General features: G+C 57.0%; 9 protein-coding genes. 5 read left to right on the top strand and 4 right to left on the bottom strand.

Annotated elements, in window-relative coordinates:
- Positions 1-320: 320 nt before the first annotated feature.
- Together K227x_RS15895 and K227x_RS15890 are read left to right on the top strand one after the other, a co-directional pair.
- Complete coding sequence (locus K227x_RS15895; RefSeq protein WP_218933290.1) at positions 321-3,716, top strand: DEAD/DEAH box helicase; 3,396 nt, start codon at positions 321-323, stop codon at positions 3,714-3,716.
- 880 nt (positions 3,717-4,596) lie between these two features.
- Positions 4,597-6,327, top strand: a complete 1,731-nt coding sequence (locus tag K227x_RS15890; protein ID WP_145170949.1) for a hypothetical protein — start codon at positions 4,597-4,599, stop codon at positions 6,325-6,327.
- Positions 6,328-6,583: 256 nt separating this feature from the next.
- Here the strand turns inward: K227x_RS15890 and K227x_RS15885 are convergent, their stop codons facing one another.
- Complete coding sequence (locus tag K227x_RS15885) at positions 6,584-8,047, bottom strand: IS4 family transposase (protein ID WP_145170947.1); 1,464 nt, start codon at positions 8,045-8,047, stop codon at positions 6,584-6,586.
- A 503-nt stretch (positions 8,048-8,550) separates the two neighbouring features.
- Here K227x_RS15885 and K227x_RS15880 point away from each other — a divergent pair.
- The 3 genes from K227x_RS15880 (at position 8,551) to K227x_RS15870 (ending at position 13,885) form a co-directional block, all read left to right on the top strand.
- The gene (locus K227x_RS15880) at positions 8,551-9,618 is read left to right on the top strand and encodes a calcium/sodium antiporter (RefSeq protein ID WP_145170945.1); all 1,068 of its coding nucleotides are present in this window, start codon (positions 8,551-8,553) and stop codon (positions 9,616-9,618) included.
- 747 nt (positions 9,619-10,365) lie between these two features.
- Positions 10,366-12,552, top strand: a complete 2,187-nt coding sequence (locus K227x_RS15875; protein ID WP_145170943.1) for a prolyl oligopeptidase family serine peptidase — start codon at positions 10,366-10,368, stop codon at positions 12,550-12,552.
- 433 nt (positions 12,553-12,985) lie between these two features.
- Positions 12,986-13,885, top strand: a complete 900-nt coding sequence (locus tag K227x_RS15870) for an NAD-dependent epimerase/dehydratase family protein (RefSeq protein WP_145170941.1) — start codon at positions 12,986-12,988, stop codon at positions 13,883-13,885.
- A 504-nt stretch (positions 13,886-14,389) separates the two neighbouring features.
- Here the strand turns inward: K227x_RS15870 and K227x_RS15865 are convergent.
- From K227x_RS15865 to K227x_RS15855, 3 genes are all read right to left on the bottom strand, one after another.
- Complete coding sequence (locus tag K227x_RS15865; protein ID WP_145170939.1) at positions 14,390-15,835, bottom strand: FAD-dependent oxidoreductase; 1,446 nt, start codon at positions 15,833-15,835, stop codon at positions 14,390-14,392.
- Positions 15,836-15,934: 99 nt separating this feature from the next.
- The gene (locus tag K227x_RS15860) at positions 15,935-16,981 is read right to left on the bottom strand and encodes a metallophosphoesterase (RefSeq protein WP_218933289.1); all 1,047 of its coding nucleotides are present in this window, start codon (positions 16,979-16,981) and stop codon (positions 15,935-15,937) included.
- Between the two features lie 54 nt (positions 16,982-17,035).
- Complete coding sequence (locus tag K227x_RS15855; RefSeq protein ID WP_246145839.1) at positions 17,036-21,694, bottom strand: DUF6797 domain-containing protein; 4,659 nt, start codon at positions 21,692-21,694, stop codon at positions 17,036-17,038.
- Positions 21,695-21,739 lie beyond the last annotated feature (45 nt).

Genomic DNA, 21,739 nt, shown 5'->3' with positions numbered 1-21,739 from the left:
TCAATCCGGTCGTGCTTTTTCCGTTTTGCCTAGATGTATTCAAGGGGTTGCATCCAAAATTTCAGGCCCATTTTTTCGCCAGCTCTTGTGGAGACTTGATCAATCATGGGGACGCTCGCCGGTCCGGTTTGGTAGACGAGATTGAAAGTGTGCTGGACGTATTCGAACGGCTACCCGAGGAGGTCATTGTCGCCGCAATTGATCTTTTTGCTTCGCAGGGAAACATCCCGGCCCTCAGGAAATTTGCTGACCGGGTCGGTACGCCCAGATCAGAGATTCAAGGATGCATCGCCTTCTTGCAGGGCGACTACGAATCGGCCTTGAAACATTTTGAAACTGCGGACAAAGAGACTCGCAAGCGGACGAAGACACGCAAGATCAATCTCCGCCACTTGTCCTCGGTATTTTATGGGTTGTTGCTACTGCGTCAGAACTCGCCTGCGGCTCAGAAAAAACTTCGTCAGATTGCCAAAGTCGTGTCCGACTGGAGGAACGATTACGATTGGACCGAGTTACCTCTATCCGCCGCTCTGGCCTATCAGACAGATCTGATCGGGAACAAGCATTCGCACGAATCATTCTCGCTAAATCAAACGATTTTGGTTTGTTTGCTCAGTGGGTGGAACCGGATTTGGTACCTCAGCGAAGCGAAAACCACGGAATCGGTCAAAGTCATCAGGGCGTCATTGGACGTCTGCCGAGCAACGGGGGCCGATTGGTTTGCCGCCGAACTGGCAATCATCTTGTCGCGTTTCCCCATCGATAAGAATGAGCAAGCGGAGCTGATCTCATTCGCGAAACAATCACACCAGCGTTTGGGCACCGCATCGCTGGGCGACTTCATCCAGCCTGCGCCAATTTGGGATTCGGGATTGACCGCCTTGGAGAATCTGTGCGCTGGTACCGACACTGGTTCAGCCACCGCAGGGCAGATTCCATTGAACGCCGAGCGGATGATTTGGGAGTTGCAGTATTCCGACGATGGCAATTGGATTGAGCTCTATCCTATTGTTCAAAAGCTGGGCAAGAAAGGCTGGAGCAAAGGACGCAAAGTTGCACTGGGGCGACTGTATGAAAATTGGCAAACCTCCGATTTCGGGTATCTGACTCAGCAGGATCGCGATATTTGTCAATGCATGATCCAGCGTTATGACACGAACCCCTACGGCTATCGCGAAACGTACTACGAATTCTCAGCGACCCGAGTCGGCAAAGCGATTGTCGATCATCCGAGCATCTTTCACCTGGGTGAACGTGACGAGCCGATTCAAATCACAGAGACTCGTCCGCATCTGACGATCGAGCAAAAGGGGAAGCGGATCAAACTGGCGGTTCAACCAACTTGCGGCGGTGAGTCAATGAGCATTCAAGTGGATGGTTCGCACCGGATCTCGGTCGTCCAGTTTTCCGATCGTCAAAAGAAGATCGCTGAACTGATTTCGAATCTGCCCACCATTCCCGCCGACCAGCAGGCTCGCGTGGCTCAAATCGCTCGCTCGATCGCGGCGGTTATCGATGTTCAATCGGACATCGAGGCCGCACCGTCCAGCGGCGAAGCGATCGAGTCGTCGCACGGTATCGTTGCCCAACTGACTCCGTACCAGGATGGTTTGCGAGCGGAATTGTTTGTCCAACCGTTGGGTGCGGAAGGTCCTTTCTGTCGCCCCGGTGTTGGTGCCCCATCCGTCTTTGCGTCCGTGGGCGGCAAGTCGCTGACGACGACACGTGATCTGGACGCCGAATGCGATCGATTGCAGCTGATCCTGACCGAGTGTCGGCCGCTAGAAGTGAGGACGTCGACCGACGATCAAACGGAATGGTTGTTCGATGAATGCGACGATGCGTTGGAGCTCGTTGTCGAACTTCAGAAGCTGGCCGATCAGGGTAAGGTTACGCTGCTTTGGCCGCGAGGCAAATCGCATCAGGTCGCGGGCCAATCGTCCAACGCCGATTTCCGAGTCAGTCTCAAACAGGATCGCGATTGGTTTGCGGCCTCGGGGAAGCTGACCGTCGACGATGAGTTGACGTTGGACTTGATGACGCTGCTCGATCTGGCCTCGGCCGGACCGTCGCGGTTCGTCAAACTTGACGACGGGAGGTTCTTGGAATTGACGCACGAACTGCGCCAACGGGTGTCGGATATCGCTGCCTTCGGGACAACGATGAAGAACAAGGTGCGTTTCGCTCCCGTGCGTGCACTTGTGGTCGATTCGTTGTTGGAAGACACCCAGTGCAAAACGGACAAGCATTGGAAGTCACACCTGCGCCGCATCCAGGAAGCCAGCACCATCCCGGCCGATCCGCCATCCACGCTGCAAGCAAGCCTACGTGACTATCAGGTCGAGGGGTACGCGTGGCTGCGGCGTCTGTCGCATTGGAACACCGGCGCGTGCCTGGCCGACGATATGGGGCTTGGGAAAACGATCCAGGCGTTGGGGTTGTTGATCGAACGCGCGCCCGATGGGCCCGCACTGATCGTCGCACCCGCCTCGGTCGGTTTTAACTGGGAAAGTGAGACTCGAAAATTCGCGCCAACGCTGACGCCGAAACTGTTTCGTGACTGCGACCGCGATCAGTTCTTTGACGACATTCATCCCGGCGACTTGATCATCACCAGCTACGGGTTGCTGCAGTCGGAAATCGATCGCTTCACCAATGTGCATTGGCGTACGATCCTGTTGGACGAAGCACAGGCGATCAAGAACGCCGATACCAAACGATCGCAGGCGGTGATGCAGTTGGAAGGCGACTTCAAGGTGATCTTGACCGGGACACCGATGGAGAATCATCTGGGCGAACTGTGGAACCTGTTTCGATTCGTCGTGCCAGGGTTGCTGGGGTCCAGCGATCAATTTCGCAAATCGTTTGCGATCCCGATCGAACGAGACAATTGCCGCGATTCGCGTCGACGGCTGAAGCGACTGATCCAACCCTTCCTTTTGCGGCGTACCAAGACGGAGGTGTTGTCGGAGCTGCCCGCCAGATCCGAGACGGTCTTGGAAGTCGAGATGTCGCCGGCCGAGGTCGCACTGTACGAAGCGCTGCGACGCAAAGCGATCGAGAACATTACGGCATCCGCCAAAGAAGAGAAGTCCAGTGGCGAACAGCATTTGCAAGTGCTTGCCGAGCTGACCCGTTTGCGACTGGCGTGCTGCCACCCAAGTCTGGTCGGCGGTGATGGAATCAGCGGTTCCAAGCTGGCTCTGTTCGGCGAGAAGGTCAGCGAGGTCGTCGATGGCAAACACAAGGTTCTGGTGTTCAGCCAATTTGTGAAACACTTGTCGATCCTGCGAGACGAGCTGGATGGAATGGGAGTGTCGTACCAGTATCTGGATGGTTCGACGTCGATGAGCAAACGCAAGGAGGCTGTCGAATCGTTCCAGGCAGGCAAGGGCGACGTGTTCTTGATCAGTTTGAAAGCCGGCGGAACGGGCCTGAACCTGACCGCGGCCGACTATGTGTTCCACATGGACCCCTGGTGGAACCCAGCGGTCGAGGATCAGGCGACCGACCGCGCCCATCGCATCGGCCAACAGCGACCAGTCAACGTCTATCGATTCATCAACCGAGGCACGATCGAAGAACAAATCGTCGATCTCCACCACACCAAGCGAGACCTAGCCGACAGCCTCCTAGCAGGAACCGACCGAGCCGGCAAACTGTCCACCGCCGACCTAATCGCACTGCTAAAAGACCACTCACTAGAAGCCAAGTAGAAGCACAAGGCGCCGCGCCGCGTATCCCTCCCCGTCGTCTGCTAGTCCCCCTCACCCCAACCCTCTCCCCCAGATCCCACCGAAGCTCCACTTCGATGGGATCCGGGGGAGAGGGGGCAAGAAAAGTTCAACGCAAAATCCAACCACCGCATCCACTTTTTAGCCCCCTCTCCCCCGCGTTGAACACGAGTTTTGCTCGCGTTCACCGTGGGGGAGAGGAAGCAAGCAATGCCAACCAACCACCGCAACCACCGCCCCACTTTTTAGCCCCCTCTCCCCCGCGTTGAACGCGAGTTTTGCTCGCGTTCACCGTGGGGGAGAGGAAGCAAGCAATGCCAACCAACCACCGCAACCACCGCCCCACTTTTTAGCCCCCTCTCCCCCGCGTTGAACGCGAGTTTTGCTCGCGTTCACCGTGGGGGAGAGGAAGCAAGCAATGCCAACCAACCACCGCAACCACCGCCACACTTTTTAGCCCCCTCTCCCCCGCCTTGAACGCGAGTTTTGCTCGCGTTCATCGTGGGGGAGAGGAAGCAAGCAATGCCAACCAACCACCGCAACCACCGCCCCACTTTTTAGCCCCCTCTCCCCCGCGTTGAACACGAGTTTTGCTCGCGTTCACCGTGGGGGAGAGGGTTGGGGTGAGGGGGCCCGACTCTTGCTCTTTTCCTCATCGGAAAACGGCGAACAAAAAAAAAGGCATCGTTCACTGATCCCCCAACCTCAATCGCGTCCAACGTCGATCTGTCTTCTCACCCGGACTTAGCCACTACCTCAATCGATCCATTTTGAATCGGATTTTCGGACCACGGCTCGGCCGACATTTGCAATAATGGCACGGTATCCGGACGAATCGAACGACTCTCTAGCGAGGATTGACATGGGCCATTCTGATCCTGTCGACGGTACCGAACCGCTGCCGATCGTTGTCGTGGTGTTTGAACACGACGCGTCTCGCCTGGGGGCGGCGGTGGAGTACGACGCGGCGCTGACGTTATGGGCGACGATGTCCGAGGACCCGGCGAACTGGGATGAGGTTGCGGGCTATTGGCCTCGCTACCGTTGCTTGCCAGGGCCCGATGCAGTGCTGTTCAACTCCGGTGTTTGCGAATTTTTGGATGGCTTGCCGATCCAGCCCTGCGATCGTGACCAAGCTATCGCGGCGATCGAAGGCCATGGAAATTGGTTCGCGATCGACTTGGTGCAAAAGCGAATCGTTACCGGTTCCGATATGCAACCGCTGGGACGCCAAGCAACTCTGGCACTGGCGACCGATGAAAAAGGAAAACAACGTTGCCCGCTGCCGTTCGCGTTGCCCGATTGGTGGGAGTTGCATGAGGCGGCCGAGGCAAGCTTGGTTTCATTGCCACGCGAAACGGAGATTCAGATTCCACGATGCGATCGAGAGGTTCTTTTCGGTTTACCGATGATCAGCGACTTGGCAAGCAGGATTCTGAAGGTCGTCGGCGCAGGAAGGATGCCGGTTGAAAACAACACTGGTCGTGGCCCTTCGGTCGCGATGAATGCCGTGACCGTCGAGGTACACCGTGATTGGTTGATGACTCCGCGTTCCGATCTCGATGGACAGCGACCACGCGACTCGATGCACGGTGCCCACGATTGGAGCGACTCGATTGTGGAGGGCCAGCGGATGCGATTCAGCGACGGGGCGCCGATGATCGCTGCTCCCGATGATGTGCTCGGTTACGCGGACGCTCCGATGGGCCGCGAAGAAATGATTGTCTACTTCGATCTGTGCCGTGAAATCATCGATGCAGGTTGGCAGTGGTGCCAGGAACGGCTGGACGCAAGCGACGACTCGAAAGTCGACGCCAGCGGTGATTGGCTGGATCCATTGGTCACGTATTTGATCGAAGTTCGCGATTCCTGGATGCATCACCCGTTCGAAGGTGACGCGCCACCTGAGTTTATCATCGAGTGCAGTCGCCGCCGCGTGCCGCGTGGTGACGACATCCCGATCGTAGGAATGGAGGGTCCGGAAGTCGAGCAACACATGCCCGACTGCGACTGCCCGATTTGCGACATAATGGCGTCGGGCATGTTCGGGCCTGGCTTCACGATACTGGATGGGCATCAATTGGAATTGGACGATGAGTTCGCTTTCTCGACGCATCAGTTCATCGAGGATTGGGAACAAGAGCAAGAAGAGTTACGTGAGTTCAGGGATAGCTTTGGTGATGAGCCGTTCGGAAGCGGAAACTCGATGGAGGCGGGCGAAAGCGAAGACGATATTTTCGCATCGGCTTGGTCGAATCCGATGTCTGACGACCCACTGCCCGGCGATCCCCAGGGTCACTTGAAGCTATCGTTCCGGCTAGCCGAGATCATCGGAGATCTGGAAAACGCTGGCGCGGAAAGGGGAACGATTCGCAGTTTGAACAATGCGTTTCGAAACTACCGAGAGAGCGACCGCGCTGATGTCTCCGCGGCCAGAACCGATTTGGCCCGACAACTCGATCACATCGCCGAGCAGTATCCAAGCCTGTTACCAAAGATCGCAGACTTCCAATCGCAAGTTGACGAACTCCAGAGAGAGTCCGCCGAAGTGCAGGGCGAGAAGGAATCGAGAGACAACGACAGCTCCCGCTAAACCACGCTCTTCGCCACCCGCACTTCCAAGCTTCTTTTTGCCCCCTCACCCCAACCCTCTCCCCCAGATCCCACCGAAGCTCCACTTCGGTGGAATCCGGGGGAGAGGGGGCAAGAAAAGTCCAACGCAAAATCCAACCACCGCAACCAGCGCCGCACTTTTTAGCCCCCTCTCCCCCTCGTTGAACGCGAGTTTTGCTCGCGTTCATCGTGGGGGAGAGGGTTGGGGTGAGGGGCAACGCCGTTAAGGAAATTTTTCATGCTGCATTTGAGAGGTCCAGTGTAGCTTTGGCAAGCTTCTGTTGCTCTGCGGTGGCGAGTTCAATTGTGGGTGGGCCGGTCCGGGGTTCCTCTTTTCGGCGTGGGTAGTTGCGACTTTTCTTTTTACTTGCGCGGTCGTATGTATCCGTCAACGCACCGGCCAAGAGACTCCGAAGCGATTCGCCCCGCGCGGGTATCTCGTTGGGGCAGTGCAGGATGTTTTGCAATATTCGTAACACCATCGCGACGCTCGTTTGAGCCGCCGGTTCGATCCGATCGATTTGTTCGCGAAGCGCAAGTAACTGCGCCATCCAAAGACCGACAAGCGACCAGGTTAACTCGTGCTCGACGACATCCGGCGTTCGCCCGAGCAGTTTCGAACGACCGTAAGTTTGCTTTAAGGATCGGAATTGCACTTCGATTCCCCAGCGTTTTCGATAAATTTCCCCAGCACGCGAATCACTTAACTTGCGTAAGTTCAATTCGTTGGTGACGAGATAGACTTCGCCACGTCCGTCGTGAAAGCGAAGTAGCCGAAGGACCAACGGCGGCTGCTTGCGTTGCTGTTTTTCTTTCGGCCAGCAGTACACGATGCCATCACGTTCGCGAACCCGTCCAAGTTGCTTCAGGAAGCGACAATTGCTTCCGACACGCGTCAGGAAGTGATGGCCGTGGCTGTCGATCGCGTTCCAAAAGTCGTAGCCGACGAAACCAGCATCACCGCAGATGAGCGTGTTTTTCGGTAGGTCTAAAGCATTCAGCATTTCCAACAGATGGGCTCGTTCGCTGGAATAACTCGGTCCGATTTTCCATGCCCATGGCAATCGCTGTCCGACATGCCACAGTAGCGTAAGCCAGACTTGAGGACCGACGGGCTGCGGATTGTAGTTCTTCTTTTTGCTCACCGGTTTTCGTTTGTTGGCGTGTCGACCACGCTTGTTCTTCTTGTTCTTCTTGTTCTTCTTGTTCTTCTTGTTCTTCTTCGATCCCCTTTTGTTCTTTGGCTTGCAGAACCGCTTCTCGTTGGCCAGGGTTCGGCAAGCATCCAAGCGGGAACCGTCGACGGCCAACACCAACCAAATCCCAATGCGAAAACTTGCTTGATCTGTCTTCTCCATCAAATGATGCATTCGTTGGACCAGTGGCGGAAGGATTTGCTCGGTGTACTTCTGCAGTGCAGTGATCAGCGTTTGATACGAATGAATCCCGGTCGTACCGAATAAGCTCTCGACACTTTTGATCGCGTCTTTGGTGGATTCGACGAGCAATGATTGACTACTCCAAACCCATAGAATTGCGACCTGCATCAAGTGAGTCGGCACCCAATTAGCATTGCCGTGAACACGAACCTTTGCGAATAATTGGTCGTTGGCGATCCAGCGAATCGCTTTGGCCAGCTGTTCACCTTGAGTCATTGATTGCTTCTGTTTCGAAGCAGCATCCTTGCCACTGTTACTCATAGCCAGGCTCCTTTTCTTTCGACGATGTAGTCGAGGATTTTGGGGGGAGCCTGGCTTATTTCATTTATGGCCCTCCAAAAGCTATCCTGGTTACCTAATTCACTCGAAAAATTTCCTTAACGGCGTTGGGTGAGGGGGCCCGTCGAAGAACGATTGCAAATTGCAAATTGAACAATGCAAATCGCCAATCGGAAAACGATCTACCCAAACGTCCACCCACCCAAGTTTGCATTTTGAAATGTCCATTTTGCAATTTGCAATCACTTCCCCCTCACCCAACCCTCTCCCCCGGATCCCACCGAAGCTCCACTTCGGTGGAATCCGGGGGAGAGGGTTGGGTGAGGGGGGGGCAGCTTCCCGTAGCCGAAGTCGCCAGTCTTTGGCGGCGAATCGCCGCCCGACCAAACTCTGGTGAGATCCGCTACACGTCGGACCTCCCGCGCACTAGAATCCGTCTATCCGAACATTCCTTCACCGATGCTTGAGGTTATCGCTAGCGATCAATGGTCTACCTTTTCCTGTTGCTTGGCTTGGTGATTCTTGTTGCGGGTGCGGAGCTTTTGGTCCGAGGAGCGGTGACGCTTGCGGAGGTCGCCCGGATCTCGCCGTTGGTGATCGGGCTGACCGTGGTCGCCTTTGGAACCAGCGCCCCAGAGCTTGCGGTGTCGACGGTCTCTAGCCTTAAGGGCGACTCGCAGATTGCACTGGGCAACGTGGTCGGCAGCAACCTGTTCAACGTTCTGTTGATTCTGGGACTCTCTGCACTGATCGTGCCACTGTCGGTTTCATCCCAGTTGGTTCGTCTGGACGTGCCGATCATGGTTGCCGTTTCCATACTGGCTTGGATGGCCGCGTTGGACGGATCGATCCAGAGATGGGAGGGAATTGGGCTGCTGTTGATTTTCGCTGGTTACACCGCGTGGTTGATTCGTGCTGGCAGGGCAGAGTCGCACGGCGGGTCCGGCCCGTCGGCCGAGCCAGTGAAAGCAACGCTGAGTGTCCTGTTGTCCAACGCCGGACTGTTGTTGGCCGGACTAGCGCTATTGGTTTGGGGCGCCCAATTGCTGGTCGATTCGGCAACCACCATCGCTCGATCGTTGGGGATCAGCGACATTGTGATCGGGTTAACGATTGTCGCCGCGGGCACGTCGCTGCCCGAGTTGGCGACATCGATTGTCGCAGCGGCCAAAGGGCAGCGTGACATCGCCGTCGGCAACGTGGTCGGCAGCAACATCTTCAACATATCGATGGTCTTGGCGACCGCATCGTTAGTATCCCAGTCGGGCGTACCGGTAGCGACCGAGATCCTGTTTTTCGACATCAGTGCGATGGTGATGACGGCGCTACTCTGTTGGCCGATGTTCATCAGCGGCGCGATCGTGAGCCGCAGCGAGGGTGGGATCATGTTGACGCTATACGTCGTCTACACAGCGATCCTGATCGCCGCTTCCCAGCAACTCCCCTGGGTCGACAACGCAAAGAGCGCCTTTGTGTACATCATCTTCCCACTCGCCTGCGCTACCTTCACCACCGTGGCCTGGCGAACCCGCCGCCACCCCATCCAACCGTAGCCGCAGCAGCCTTCTCCCCCCCTGCCAACCTCCCACCGGGTCTCGCCTCTGCCGCCTGTTGCCCCCTCACCCCAGCCCTCTCCCCCAGATCCCATCGAAGCTCCACTTCGGTGGGATCCGGGGGAGAGGGGGCAAGAAAAGGCGAAGCCCAGAGAGCCATTCGACCGCTGCTACGCCGCGTTTCTTAGCCCCCTCTCCCCAGCCCTCTCCCGCGGATCCCATCGATGCTCCACTTCGGTGGGATCCGGGGGAGAGGGGGCAAGAAAAGGCGAAGCCCAGAGAGCCATTCGACCGCTGCTACGCCGCGTTTCTTGGCCCGCTCTCCCCAGCCCTCTCCCGCGGATCCCATCGATGCTCCACTTCGGTGGGATCCGGGGGAGAGGGGGCAAGAAAAGGCGAAGCCCAGAGAGCCATTCGACCGCTGCTACGTCACGTTTCTTAGCCCGCTCACCCCCGCGTTGAACGTGAGTCTTGCTCGCGTTCACCGTGGGGGAGAGGGGGTAAGAAACGTCCAACCAGCCAACCACCGACGTCACGCCGCGTTTCTTAGCCCCCTCTCCCCCTCGTTGAACGCGAGTCTTGCTCGCGTTCACCGTGGGGGAGAGGGCTGGGGTGAGGGGGCTAAGAAGTGGGGTGTGGGGAGTCGGTAGATGGTCGTTTTGGTGCTGGCGAGATTTTTGATTCTCTCTGGTGTCTAATGGTGGGAATGTGTTGCTATTTTGTTTCTTGTTTGAAATTGCCACTCTGATGATTCACCTTTGGATTCGCCGTTGTTCTACTGCTGGTTCCGCGGCGGTTATTTGGTTGGTTCTGTTTGCGCCCACGCACAACACTCACGCTCAGCCACCCTCCACTGCGACATCGCCGACCGTTGATCGCTATCACGGCGTTGATGTTCACGACGACTACCGCTGGTTGGAGGATTGGAGTGATCCGAAGGTTCAAGAATGGAGTGAGCTTCAGAACGCTTACGCTCGGCAGACGCTGGACGCTTTGCCCGCGGTCGAAGCGATTCGCGCGCGAGTGACCGAGATCATGTCGGCACGACTGATCTCCTATGCCAACGTTCATTTCGCTGGCGGCAAGTACTTTGCGATCAAGAACCAGCCGCCCAAGGAGCAGTCGTTCCTGATCAGGTTTGATGATTTACAAAATCCCGATCAAGCCAGCATTTTGTTCGACCCCAACGTTGTCGATACCGACGGCACGACTTCCATCGATTGGTATGAACCGTCACCGGACGGCAAATGGGTGGCGATTTCGATTTCCACTGGTGGCAGCGAGGTGGGGGATGTGTCGGTTTTTGATACTTCCAGTGGAATGCGAGTGTTTGAAGTGGTGCCGCGCGTGAACTCGGGCACCGCTGGGGGCGATCTTGCTTGGACCCCCAACAGTGATGGCTTCTATTACACCCGCCATCCGCGATCGGGCGAACGCGACGAGGCGGATCTGAATTTCTATCAGCAGTTGTTCTTTCACGAACTGGGTACCGATAGTGCAAACGACCGATTCGAATTGGGGACCGATTTCCCTCGGATCGCCGAGATTGAAGTCGAGGTCAATGATGCGACCGGTCGCGTGCTGTGCAATGTCCAGGACGGTGACGGCGGACAGTTCAGCCACTTTGTTCGATCGGCTGCAGGTCGCTGGGTGCAGTTCAGCCAGTTCGGCGACAAACTGGTGCAAGCGACCTTCGAGCCCAATGGCTGCGTGCTAGCGATCACGCGACAGGACGCCGCCAGGGGCAGGATCGTTCGATTGCCGGATCCCGTGAACGATCCTCGCAAACAAGTGCCTGTGATCGATGAAGACACCGACACGGTGGTGACCAGTTTCTATCATGCGCCGCCAAGTCTATTGGCGACAGAGGATCGGATCTATGTGACGTACCAGTTGGGCGGACCGTCGCAGATTCGCGTCTTCGATCTTCACGGTCAACCACTGCCTGCACCGACTCAATTGCCGATTTCTAGCGTCGGTGGCATCGAGCCTCTATCGGGCAATGACATCTTGTTCCATAACGCGTCTTACGTTCAACCGACACAGTGGTTGCATTTCGATGCCGCCAACAGCGAAACCATTCGCACAGCGCTTTCCAGCCAGTCCAATGTTGACTTTGATGATGTCACCGTCCGCCGCGAATTTGCGACGTCCAAGGATGGGACGCAAGTGCCCGTGAACATCATTCGCCCGGAATCCGCGACCGGTGCAGGACCATTGGTGCTGTACGGTTATGGTGGCTATGGCATCAATCTGACGCCCGGTTTCAAGGCAGCCAACAAGGTGCTGTTGGAACAGGGCGTGACCTACGTCGTCGCGAATATCCGCGGTGGTGGCGAGTTCGGTGAACAGTGGCACTTGGGCGGTAACTTGACGAACAAGCAGAATGTTTTCGATGACTTCTACTCTGCGGCGACTCACTTGATCGAGAAGGGATATACGACATCCGACCAATTGGCGATCATGGGCGGATCCAACGGCGGTCTGTTGATGGGCGCCACTCTGACTCAGCATCCGGATCTGGCCAAGTGCGTGGTGTCGTCCGTCGGGATCTACGACATGCTTCGGGTGGAATTGTCACCCAATGGATCGTTCAATATCCCCGAGTTCGGAACCGTGAAGAACCCTGATCACTTTGAAGCGATGCGTGCCTACTCGCCGTTCCACAATGTTCGCGACACCGTGGAGTATCCGGCCACGATCTTCTTTACCGGCGCCAATGATCCGCGAGTGGACCCGATGCAGTCGAGGAAGATGACCGGGCGAATGCAGGCAGCCAATCCAGGTGGCTTGCCGGTGCTGCTACGTACCAGTGCGAATTCGGGTCATGGTGGCGACACGGGGTTGTCGCAGCGGATCGAAGAAGCGGTCGACCGCAATGCTTTTCTTTTCTACCACCTGGGTGTGGACTACCAGCAGCCCGTTCCTCGCTAGCGGCTTGTTGATGAAGCCAACCCTCGATTGCCAATGTGGGGCGCTGACGGTCACCGACAGTGGGTGATTCCCGGTCGGCTGCGCGTCGCGATTCACTGAACCAGCAAACCGATAGCACGTGGTGGGCACAGAGCCTATTTGGAGACGCGACCATGAAGCAAACCAGGGCGTGCCGGTTGACAATGAAAATGTGAAGTCTGGGCGTTCGCCTTGATTTCGTCACTAGAGAACCGGTGCTATCGCTCAATCGAGTCATACGCCCTTGGGTATAGACGGTCGCAAGGAATTCCGTCTTCACAGGATCATCGATGCGATGCCATCGCGTGCGGACTGAGCAACAAGAGGCATCGATTTTGATTCGACTGCTCCTGTCGAGCGTTCTGTTTTTGTGCTCCACTTGATGCGATATTCTTGGCGTCAATGGAGAACGAAAATGCGGATTCTGTTTACCGGTGGTTCGGGCAAGGCCGGCCGTTACGTCGTCGCTGATCTGGTCGCGCGTGGGCACCGGGTTCTGAACCTGGACCTTGTTCCAGCGGGCATTCCTGGTGCATTTGATTTGACCACGGACTTGACGGACGCGGGGCAAGTGTTTTCCGCGATGTCGGGGATCACGGGGTTCGATGAGCTGGATGCAGGAATGGGTGATGAGCGGTCGCAAGCGTTAAAATTCGACGCGGTGATTCACTTTGCCGCGATCGCCCGCATTCAGCTACGCCCTGACCCGGAGTGTTTTCGAATCAACACGGTGTCGACGTACAACGTGTTGGAGGCGGCGGTGAAGTTGGGGGTGCCGAAGATCATGTTTGCGTCATCTGAGACAACTTACGGCGTTTGCTTTGCCAGCGGCGAAGTGCGGCCGCAATACATCCCGGTGGACGAGGAACATCCGACGGTGCCGCAGGACGCCTATGCGATGTCCAAGGTTTGTAATGAAGCCTGCGGCCGTTCCTTTCACGCTCGATCGGGGGCGGAAATCTATGCGTTGCGATTGAACAACGTGATCGAACCGCACGAGTATGCGGAGCTCGCGCCGCGTTGGCGTGTCGACGCTGCCTGTCGTCGCCGCAACATTTTCGGGTATATCGACACGCGTGACCTGAGTGACTTTGTCGACCGAGCGTTAGCCGCAGATGGGCTTGGGTATCAGGTGTTCAATGTCGCCAACGGGGATTCGTCGGTTGGAATGTCCAGCGCTGACGTGGCGGCGACGTTCTACGACGACGTGCCGGTGACGCGAGCGATGGGCGAGTTCGAAACGTTCTACGCAATCGATAAGGCGAAAGAGATGCTTGGGTTTGATCCGAAGTCGCGTTGGCGCGACGTGAGCTAGGGAGGGACGATGGGAGTTGTGCCCCCCTCACCCCAACCCTCTCCCCCAGATCCCATCGAAGCTCCACTTCGATGGGATCCGGGGGAGAGGGGGCCAAAAGAGGCCAAAAGAGGCCAAATTTAACGAGCCAATCAACCATTGCCACGCCACACTTCTTAGCCCCCTCTCCCCCTTGTTGAACGCGAGTTTTGCTCGCGTTCACCGTGGGGGAGAGGGCTGGGGTGAGGGGGCCTGTGGAAGAACGATTGCAAATTGCAAATTGAACAATGCAAATTGGTCATCGAAGAAACGGTGGGCAGCGTTTCTGCCTTTGCAAATTTGCATTTTGAAATGTTCATTTTGCAATTTGCAATCGTTGCGCCCGCTCTCTCCCCCAGATCCCATCGAAGCTTCACTTCAATCGGATCCGGCGGAGAGGAGGCAAAAAGAGGTTTGCCGGGTAAACTACCTTCCTACACGCCTCTTTGCTCCGGTCGAAACGGAGGAGAGTGCGATGTATGGTGACTAGCCTTTGATTTCGTTCCAGTCCAGTTCGTGGGGCATCACATTCTGTTGGATTGAGACGGCGGCGGCTCGGCCGGCGGCTTCGCCCATGGGGACGGAGTTGCCGGTTACTCGATAGCTGGAATGGGCGATGAAGTCGCCGCTGATGCAGCGGCCGGCTAGCAACAGTCCGTCCACGTCTTCGGCAATCAGTGCGGGGTAGGGGATGCCGTAGGGTTGATGACCACCCTTTTTAAACTCGCTGTTGATTTCTTTGTTTCCGTGGTCGTTCAGCGCATGTACGTCGATGGGGAACTTGGCGGTGCAGACGGATTGCGGGTGCTTTCGACCGGTGGCAACATCGTCGGCGGTGATTTTGTATCGACCGCGGATGCGTCGACCTTCACGAACTCCGATCTGTTCGGCGGTTGCTACCACGGCGATCTCTTTCCAGGGACCACCGATGCGGCGTAGACCGTTGACCAGATCGTGGACTTCGCGGCGCGCGCGGATCGTTGAATCGGTGATCGCGCCAGCGTCGAACGCGGAAACACCGTATTCGTGATTGGTCATGATGGAGAAAATATCGCTGTGCAGATGCCGCAAGGTTGGTGCACGGTAAGACGGCGACATCCCATTGTCTTCCATCAATTTCAGCAACAAGGGTTTTGCCGAGCTGGCAGTTTCCCGGATGTACGGTCGCACTTCATCGGCGTCGATCCCTGTCAGCAATGCCATCATCGACATCGGTTGGCACTGACAATCTGCACCCACGCCCAGATCGAAGCGACAGCCTGCGTGAGCTGCCAGATCACCATCACCGCTGCAGTCGACAAATCGATCGGCTAACCAGGTTTCGCGTCCTGATTTGGATTCGGTGACCACGGCGACGACGCGGCGATCCGAGTCCGTGACGGCTCCGACAAGCCGCGTGTGCAAACGAATTTTTACTCCCGCTTCGATGCAAATGTCTTCCAAGACCAGCTTGGCGATTTCGGGGTCGTAGACTGTCCCGTTGCTCTGGTTGGCCACCTCACTTCCTTCGGCGGCGAACCGATGCAGCAATTCGGCCATGATCCCGGACTTGTTTTCTGCGTCCAGAATCTTGGTCAACAGTCCTGCGGTCCAGACGCCGCCCAGACATCCAGCGACTTCGATCAATTGGACGCTCGCTCCGGCACGCGCGGCGGCTACCGCTGCGGCGATCCCAGCCGGACCACCACCACAGACAAGCACGTCGGTCTTTCCCACCACGGGAATCGATCGCGGCTGTTCCAGCAAATGCTTGGCGTCCGGTGATAGTGTCGCTTCGGTACGGAGGACGTCACCGCCGATAGGGTTGGCGATGCGGGTTGCGGAACTCGACTCGGCGGCCTGAGTGTCCGGTGACGTCAAGGCAGCAGAGACGACCAAGCCGCCAGCGGTGGTTTGCAAAAAGGTTCGGCGTGATGCGGCTTTGCGGTCCATCGTTGTTACCTGGTGGTTGGGGCTGAGAGGTATTCGCAGGCGTTGGCGAATAGTTCGCCGCTGACAGTTCGTATGCCGCATGGGCCTTGCGACGGGGCACTATGGCGACGGCATCGAGTGTTCGAACGAAAACTGATGCTCTTCGTGGTCCGCAACCAGCTGGGTGGTTCGTGTCAGCTGTTCGCGATCTGCATTGTAGGTGATCACATCCACGCGATCCTCGTCGGGCACAAATCGGTAGAGTCGCAACGAACCATCGCTGCTGTAATCGGACAAACATGAATGAACGACGTTGCCATGGTCACCGTGTGCGGTCACGTGCATGGCTTGACTGCGACGTTGGTCACCGGAACAAATCAGAAACACATTCTCGTGCAGTTTGAAACACTTGTCCCACATTTCGACAGCCGTGTTGCCTCGCCGCGAATGGCACTTCTTCCATTCCATCCGGCCCTTCGGATCAATGATGTATCCTTGGTTGGTGGTCGGACGGTGTGTCGGGCCCAGGTCCATGTGGGTGGTGATGATGACATGATGCTTGGGATGACTGGCAATGGTCTTGTTGGCCCAAGCCAATACATCATCCGGTGCGTTGCATTCCAAATTCAGATGCAGCAGATTCAAATGCGGCGTGCGGATTTTCTGGTAACTGTTGGCGTTATTGCCAGAGATTGCTGGATCTGGACGATCGGGGTGAAACGAGCCGCCGTACCAGTCAAAGTCTTTGAAGCGTGACTCGGGGAAGTACTTTTGGAACAATGACGAGTCGCCTGCGGTGACCATGTCGTGGTTTCCAACCGTCACGCCATAGGGGATGACGCCGTGAATCCGATCCATGCACTGGCGAGCCACGTTCCATTGCTCAGGAACATTCTTGTCGACGATGTCGCCAACGTGGCTGACAAAGACAATGTTTTGCTGCTGACGATTCGTCGCAATCCAATCGGTGATCGTTTCGAAAATGGGATTGCGAAGGACTGCATCGCCGTCCGAGTCGGACGCGGATGTTTGTTTGACGTAGGACTGAGTGTCCGGGATGACCGCGATCGTAAACGAACCTGCCGGTGCGGCAGTAAAAGTTGCGTCGTCGGCGAGGGCGGCTGTTGCACAGCATGCCAATAGAAGCTGGAAGACGAATCTATTCATGATGGGGGTGTCCATTGCGGTGTGGGTGAGTCGCTGGTCGTCGCCTTTCGCGTCCTATTCGGTCACGATCATTGTTCCGTTCATGACCATCCAGTGACCGGGAAAGGTACAAAGGAATGGATACCGGCCGGGCTGGTTTGGCGCGACGAAGTAGATGGTTTCGTCCTGGCCCGCAGACACAATATCGGTATGGGCGATGATTTGGTTGGTTTGCGGGATGTATTGTCGAGCAAAAGCGTAGGGATCCGCGATCATCTGGTTGCCCAACTGGCCTACCTGCTGCATCGCACCGGGTTCGACCAGCACCCAGTTATGAGGAACGACGTCCGGGTTCGATAGAGTCAACGCTAGCGGTTCATTGGCACGGACGGTGAATTGCCGTGTGACGTAGCTGAGATTGCTGCCCGTTTCGATTTGAATCTTTCGAGCGTTCGCGATCGGTTGGTGCCATCGATTGGGCGTTCGCTTGGTCATGGTTGCTAAGTCGAAAAGCATTGGGTGCACCGCGATTTGCTTCTGACGCAGTTGGTAACCATCGAAGGCGGTGAACGGTTCGTCGAGCTTGTGTAACGTGATGAACAGGTCATGGCCGCTGCCGGCGGGATTGCTGGAAACCGGTTCGTCGTCGTTGACATGCATTCGCAAATGCAATTGGTTGACCGGTTGCAGTTCGGGGATCTCCAGAAACAACGAACGCCCATCGTCGAGGACCTTTGCCGATTCGATCCGCAGAGGATCGTGTCCCGCGGTGCCCGGATGAGTGCTGGAATACTCCGGCGATCCGTATGCGCCGCTGTAGCGATAGTTCCAACACTGCGCAAAATGATGCGCGGGATCTGCGGCGGTTGCGACATCGATCGGTTCAGCGAATGTGATGCGAATGCCATTTCGGAAAGCGTGAAATGCGACAGGCATTTGAACGACGTCGCCGGTGTAACGAACTCGTTGGAAACACCCGTCGTCCGGCGTGTAGGTTCCCCATCCGGACATGCCGCAAACGTACAGTTGCCCATCCACCGGATGGAACCGACCGCGGTGAGCGCCGGACAAAAAGTCGCCGGCCAGCGGGACCACGGCGCCTTGGATTTGACCATCGACCTGGTCACGAAGCACGCTGAACCAGGTGCCGGCGCCGAACGAGAAATGCAACAACTGATCCTGCAGCGGTCCGAAAGATTGGCTGTCGACGTGGACTTGGCCACCGCTGGAGTTGTCGATGCCGCGCGGCAGGTACACCAGCGGCAACTCTGGTGGTTGGCCATTCTTGGGGCCGCCGTATCCATGGTGAGGCGGATGATCGCCGCTGTCTGACGCGGCGTGTTTGACCGCGTGGATTGCCGATGCAGGTGTCCATCCGCCTTCGGAAACCGGTACCGTGACAGTCCCGTCAGGCAGGATCCCCAAACCGTCGGGGTTCCGGAAACCGGTCGCAACGACCGTCGCCGTCTTGCCATTTGGGGAAATTCGCAACAGCCCCTGATTGCCGGACGCAGTATAGAAGTGACCTCGGCGGTCGCGCTGTAGGCCGCAGATGAAATCATGCCCGGCCGATGATGTGATTGGTGCGTTGCTGAAACATTCATAGAAGTCCGCTTCGCCGTCGTCGTTTAGATCGGTCAACCGCGTCAGTTGGTCTCGGCATTGAACGTAGACCTGTCCGTCGGACACGACCAATCCCAAGGCATGGTGCAGGCCGGATGCGAAACGCGTCCAACGTGCAACGCCTGGTTGATTTGCGTTTTCGGTACCCGCGTTTTTGGAACCCGAGTCTTGGGGCACCAAACCCGAATCCAATCCGCTGACGTGCCAGACGTCGCCTTGCATCGTGCACACCAGAGCGCTGCCGTCGCCGAGGAAGTCGTGCCCGCCGCAGGAAACCAGTGCGTTCCAAGGGTTGTCATAGGGCAATGCGATCGTATCGATCGCGTACGGACGCTGGGTGCCAAGGGTGATCGTGGTTTCGATCACTTGCGGCCATTGGCGCGGTCCACCGGTCGTCCGATCGCGTAAGGGATGTTCGTCCGCGGGTGCAAAGTCGCGAACGAACTTTCCGTCGTCCACCCAAGCGGAATCGAGATACTTCACGCCGTCGATGGTGTACGAAAAAATGACGCGTTGGCCACTGCGGTAATAGCCGTGGTATTGGAAGGGACCATCGATATTGCGGGGCGTCGGTACCGGGATCAACGATCCGTCTGGTTTCAACCCACCGAGGAACCCCTCGCGGACCGAGCTGAACTTGACGAAACCGCCAGTCCAGACGGCGTCAAAGGCCAAAGTGTCGGGATTGAAACAGGCTGACATTTCACCGTCGTCACCCAGACGGACACAGACGCCGCGAGGCACCGTGATTGCGTCGGCGCGAAACACACCGGATTGCAGCGATCCAAGCTGTGTGGTGTTCCAGCGGTCGTCGGCCCAGTCGACTTCGCTCTGGTTGCCCCAATGTCCCTGGTCGCCGCCATCGAGTCCGGGAAAGGCGTTGATCAGCGTCGGCGGATGGGGCTGTTGACGAAAGTACTCCGCTTGTTTGGTATAGAAATCGTACGCACGATCGCGATTGACTGTGTGCGTGGCGTGTTGCCAATTGGCGGGTCGCAATGGCGGGTTGCTAAGCGGGAAATCGGCTGGCCCGTGTGAATGTCCGTGCATCTGAGCACGCTGGATCACCTGCTGAATCGATTCGGAAAGTGGTTCTCCGTCGCGGCCCAGCTCGCTCATGAACCGAATCAGGTCCAATTGCTGTTCGGGGGACATCGCGGCGGTCAATCCATCGGGCATCACTGATCCACCTGCCATCTCTTGTTCGATGTCGTCCGTGACAACGGTGACCAGGTTGTTGGTCGCCGTGTCGCGGATGACCACAGCTTGGTCGTCGGAACTGTGTTTGAATCCGGTAACGATGTTGCCATCGGTCGTCAAAATTTTCCAAGTGATGTGTTCGGGCGATACCTGTCGCTGAGGCCAAAGGATCGATTCGACAATCTGATTCAACGTCCGATCTTTGGCGATCGTGGTCAGAGCCGGCCCGATGGTGCCGCCCTTGGATCCAATTTTGTGGCACGACAAACAGGCAAGCTTTTCATCCACGAAGACACGAGCGCCGCGTGTTGCGTCGCCCGATTGCTGCGCCCGGCGGACCAACTGGGCGACCCGCGATGGGTCGTAGGGCAATTGTGTCTGGCTGTTGCGGGGTTCCGATTCAGCATCGTCGGCGGAAGGCTCTGTCGTCGGCATGCCGGGCTGCGCTGCATCGCCGAGATCGAACTTCCATAACTGGATGGTCGACGCATCATCGGTAACATCGACGGCCGGCACGTTCGCAATCTCACGCACTCCTTTGAAAATCCGCAGCCAATGGATGTCGCCGTCGCATCGGAATCGGCCCTCGACCAGTCGTCCGATGCCAAGGTCGCCGGGAACTTTTGCCAATCGATTCGTCGCTACGACGGCCTGGTCCGCGACCTGTTTGCCATCCACGTAAAGGCGGATGCGATTCTGTTCGTAGATCATCGCGATCGTATGCGGATGGCCGTCACAAATCATTGCATCGGAATGAACGTGATCGGGTGCGGCACCGGGCAAGTAGGCGGTTAACCGACCATTCCCAGTCATCGAAAACAGTTCCCAGTGGTCGGATGACTGCTTGGAATCGTTGGCCACCAGAATGTTGTAACGGTCGCGGCGATGGATGGTCGCACGGACTTCGACGGTGATTGGGGGACGGCGATAGGCTTCCGAGCCGGGAACGACGATGCCTGAGCGTGCATCGTCAGGCAATTTGGGTTTGGTACCGGCGGTGGGTGTGGGTGGCAGCGGACCGCCACTGCCGGGTGACGCCAGTTCTTTGCGGATCCAGGCCAACCCATCACGGTTTTCGATCAGCGATTCGCGTGCATCAAGATCTGCCCGGTGGTCCAGGATCCCGATCGGTCCGTCGTAACCGCTTTCAATGACGACTCGAATCATCTCCAGTTCGTGATCCCCCTTGCCAATCCCCAGGATTTTGGGTTGCTCGTTTGGGTTCATCCCGTTCAGATTCAAGCACAACAAGTGTGGTTTCATCAACGCCAGCGACGAAGCCCAATCGTTGATGTGCGTGTGTGCGTGGTGGAAGTTGTAAACGATGCCGACATGATCTTGGCCCAGTTCATGCAGACGCTGACATACCTGGACCATGTTTTGCGGTTCGCCACCCCAACCACCGTGGTTGTAGATTCCGAGTGCACATCCCAGCGCAGCGGTTCGCCGGGCCAGCGGAAGTAGCGTTTGCGCAGCAGCCTCGACTTTCGGTTGTTGAGTATCGCCGGTGACTTCGCCTAGCATTTGCCAGATTTGAGGGTGCAGTTGATACTTTTCGAACAGTTTGAACGCTTCGTCGTGCGCCCCCCAAAATGCAAAGAACTGGATGCCATGCTTTTGGTATTCCAGGATTTCCTGTTCGAATTCAGTCACATGTTGCGCACGCCAATCGTAGGCCGATCGCGTGATCCCCAGTTCCTGCAGCATCGCTGCCCGCTGTGCGGGTGTACGCTGCTTTGCATCGAACGGAACGATGCACCACGACACTACGCGATCGGGCGCTAGCACGGCAGTGTCATCTGCTGCCAGTAACGGCGTCAGCAAAAGGTTGCAAAGACCAGAAACAAGGATGCCCAGCATGCAGAGACTGATCGCCTTGCGCGCGATTGATTTGCCGATCACAGAAAACACGGATTCAGGGGTGGGTGGGGCGATTGCAGGCTGAACGCTCGATCA

The sequence above is a fragment of the Rubripirellula lacrimiformis genome, assembly GCF_007741535.1.
Taxonomy (GTDB): Bacteria; Planctomycetota; Planctomycetia; order Pirellulales; family Pirellulaceae; genus Rubripirellula; species Rubripirellula lacrimiformis.
Note: the sequence above shows the minus strand (reverse complement) of the source record. Positions and strands in the feature narration are given on the sequence as shown.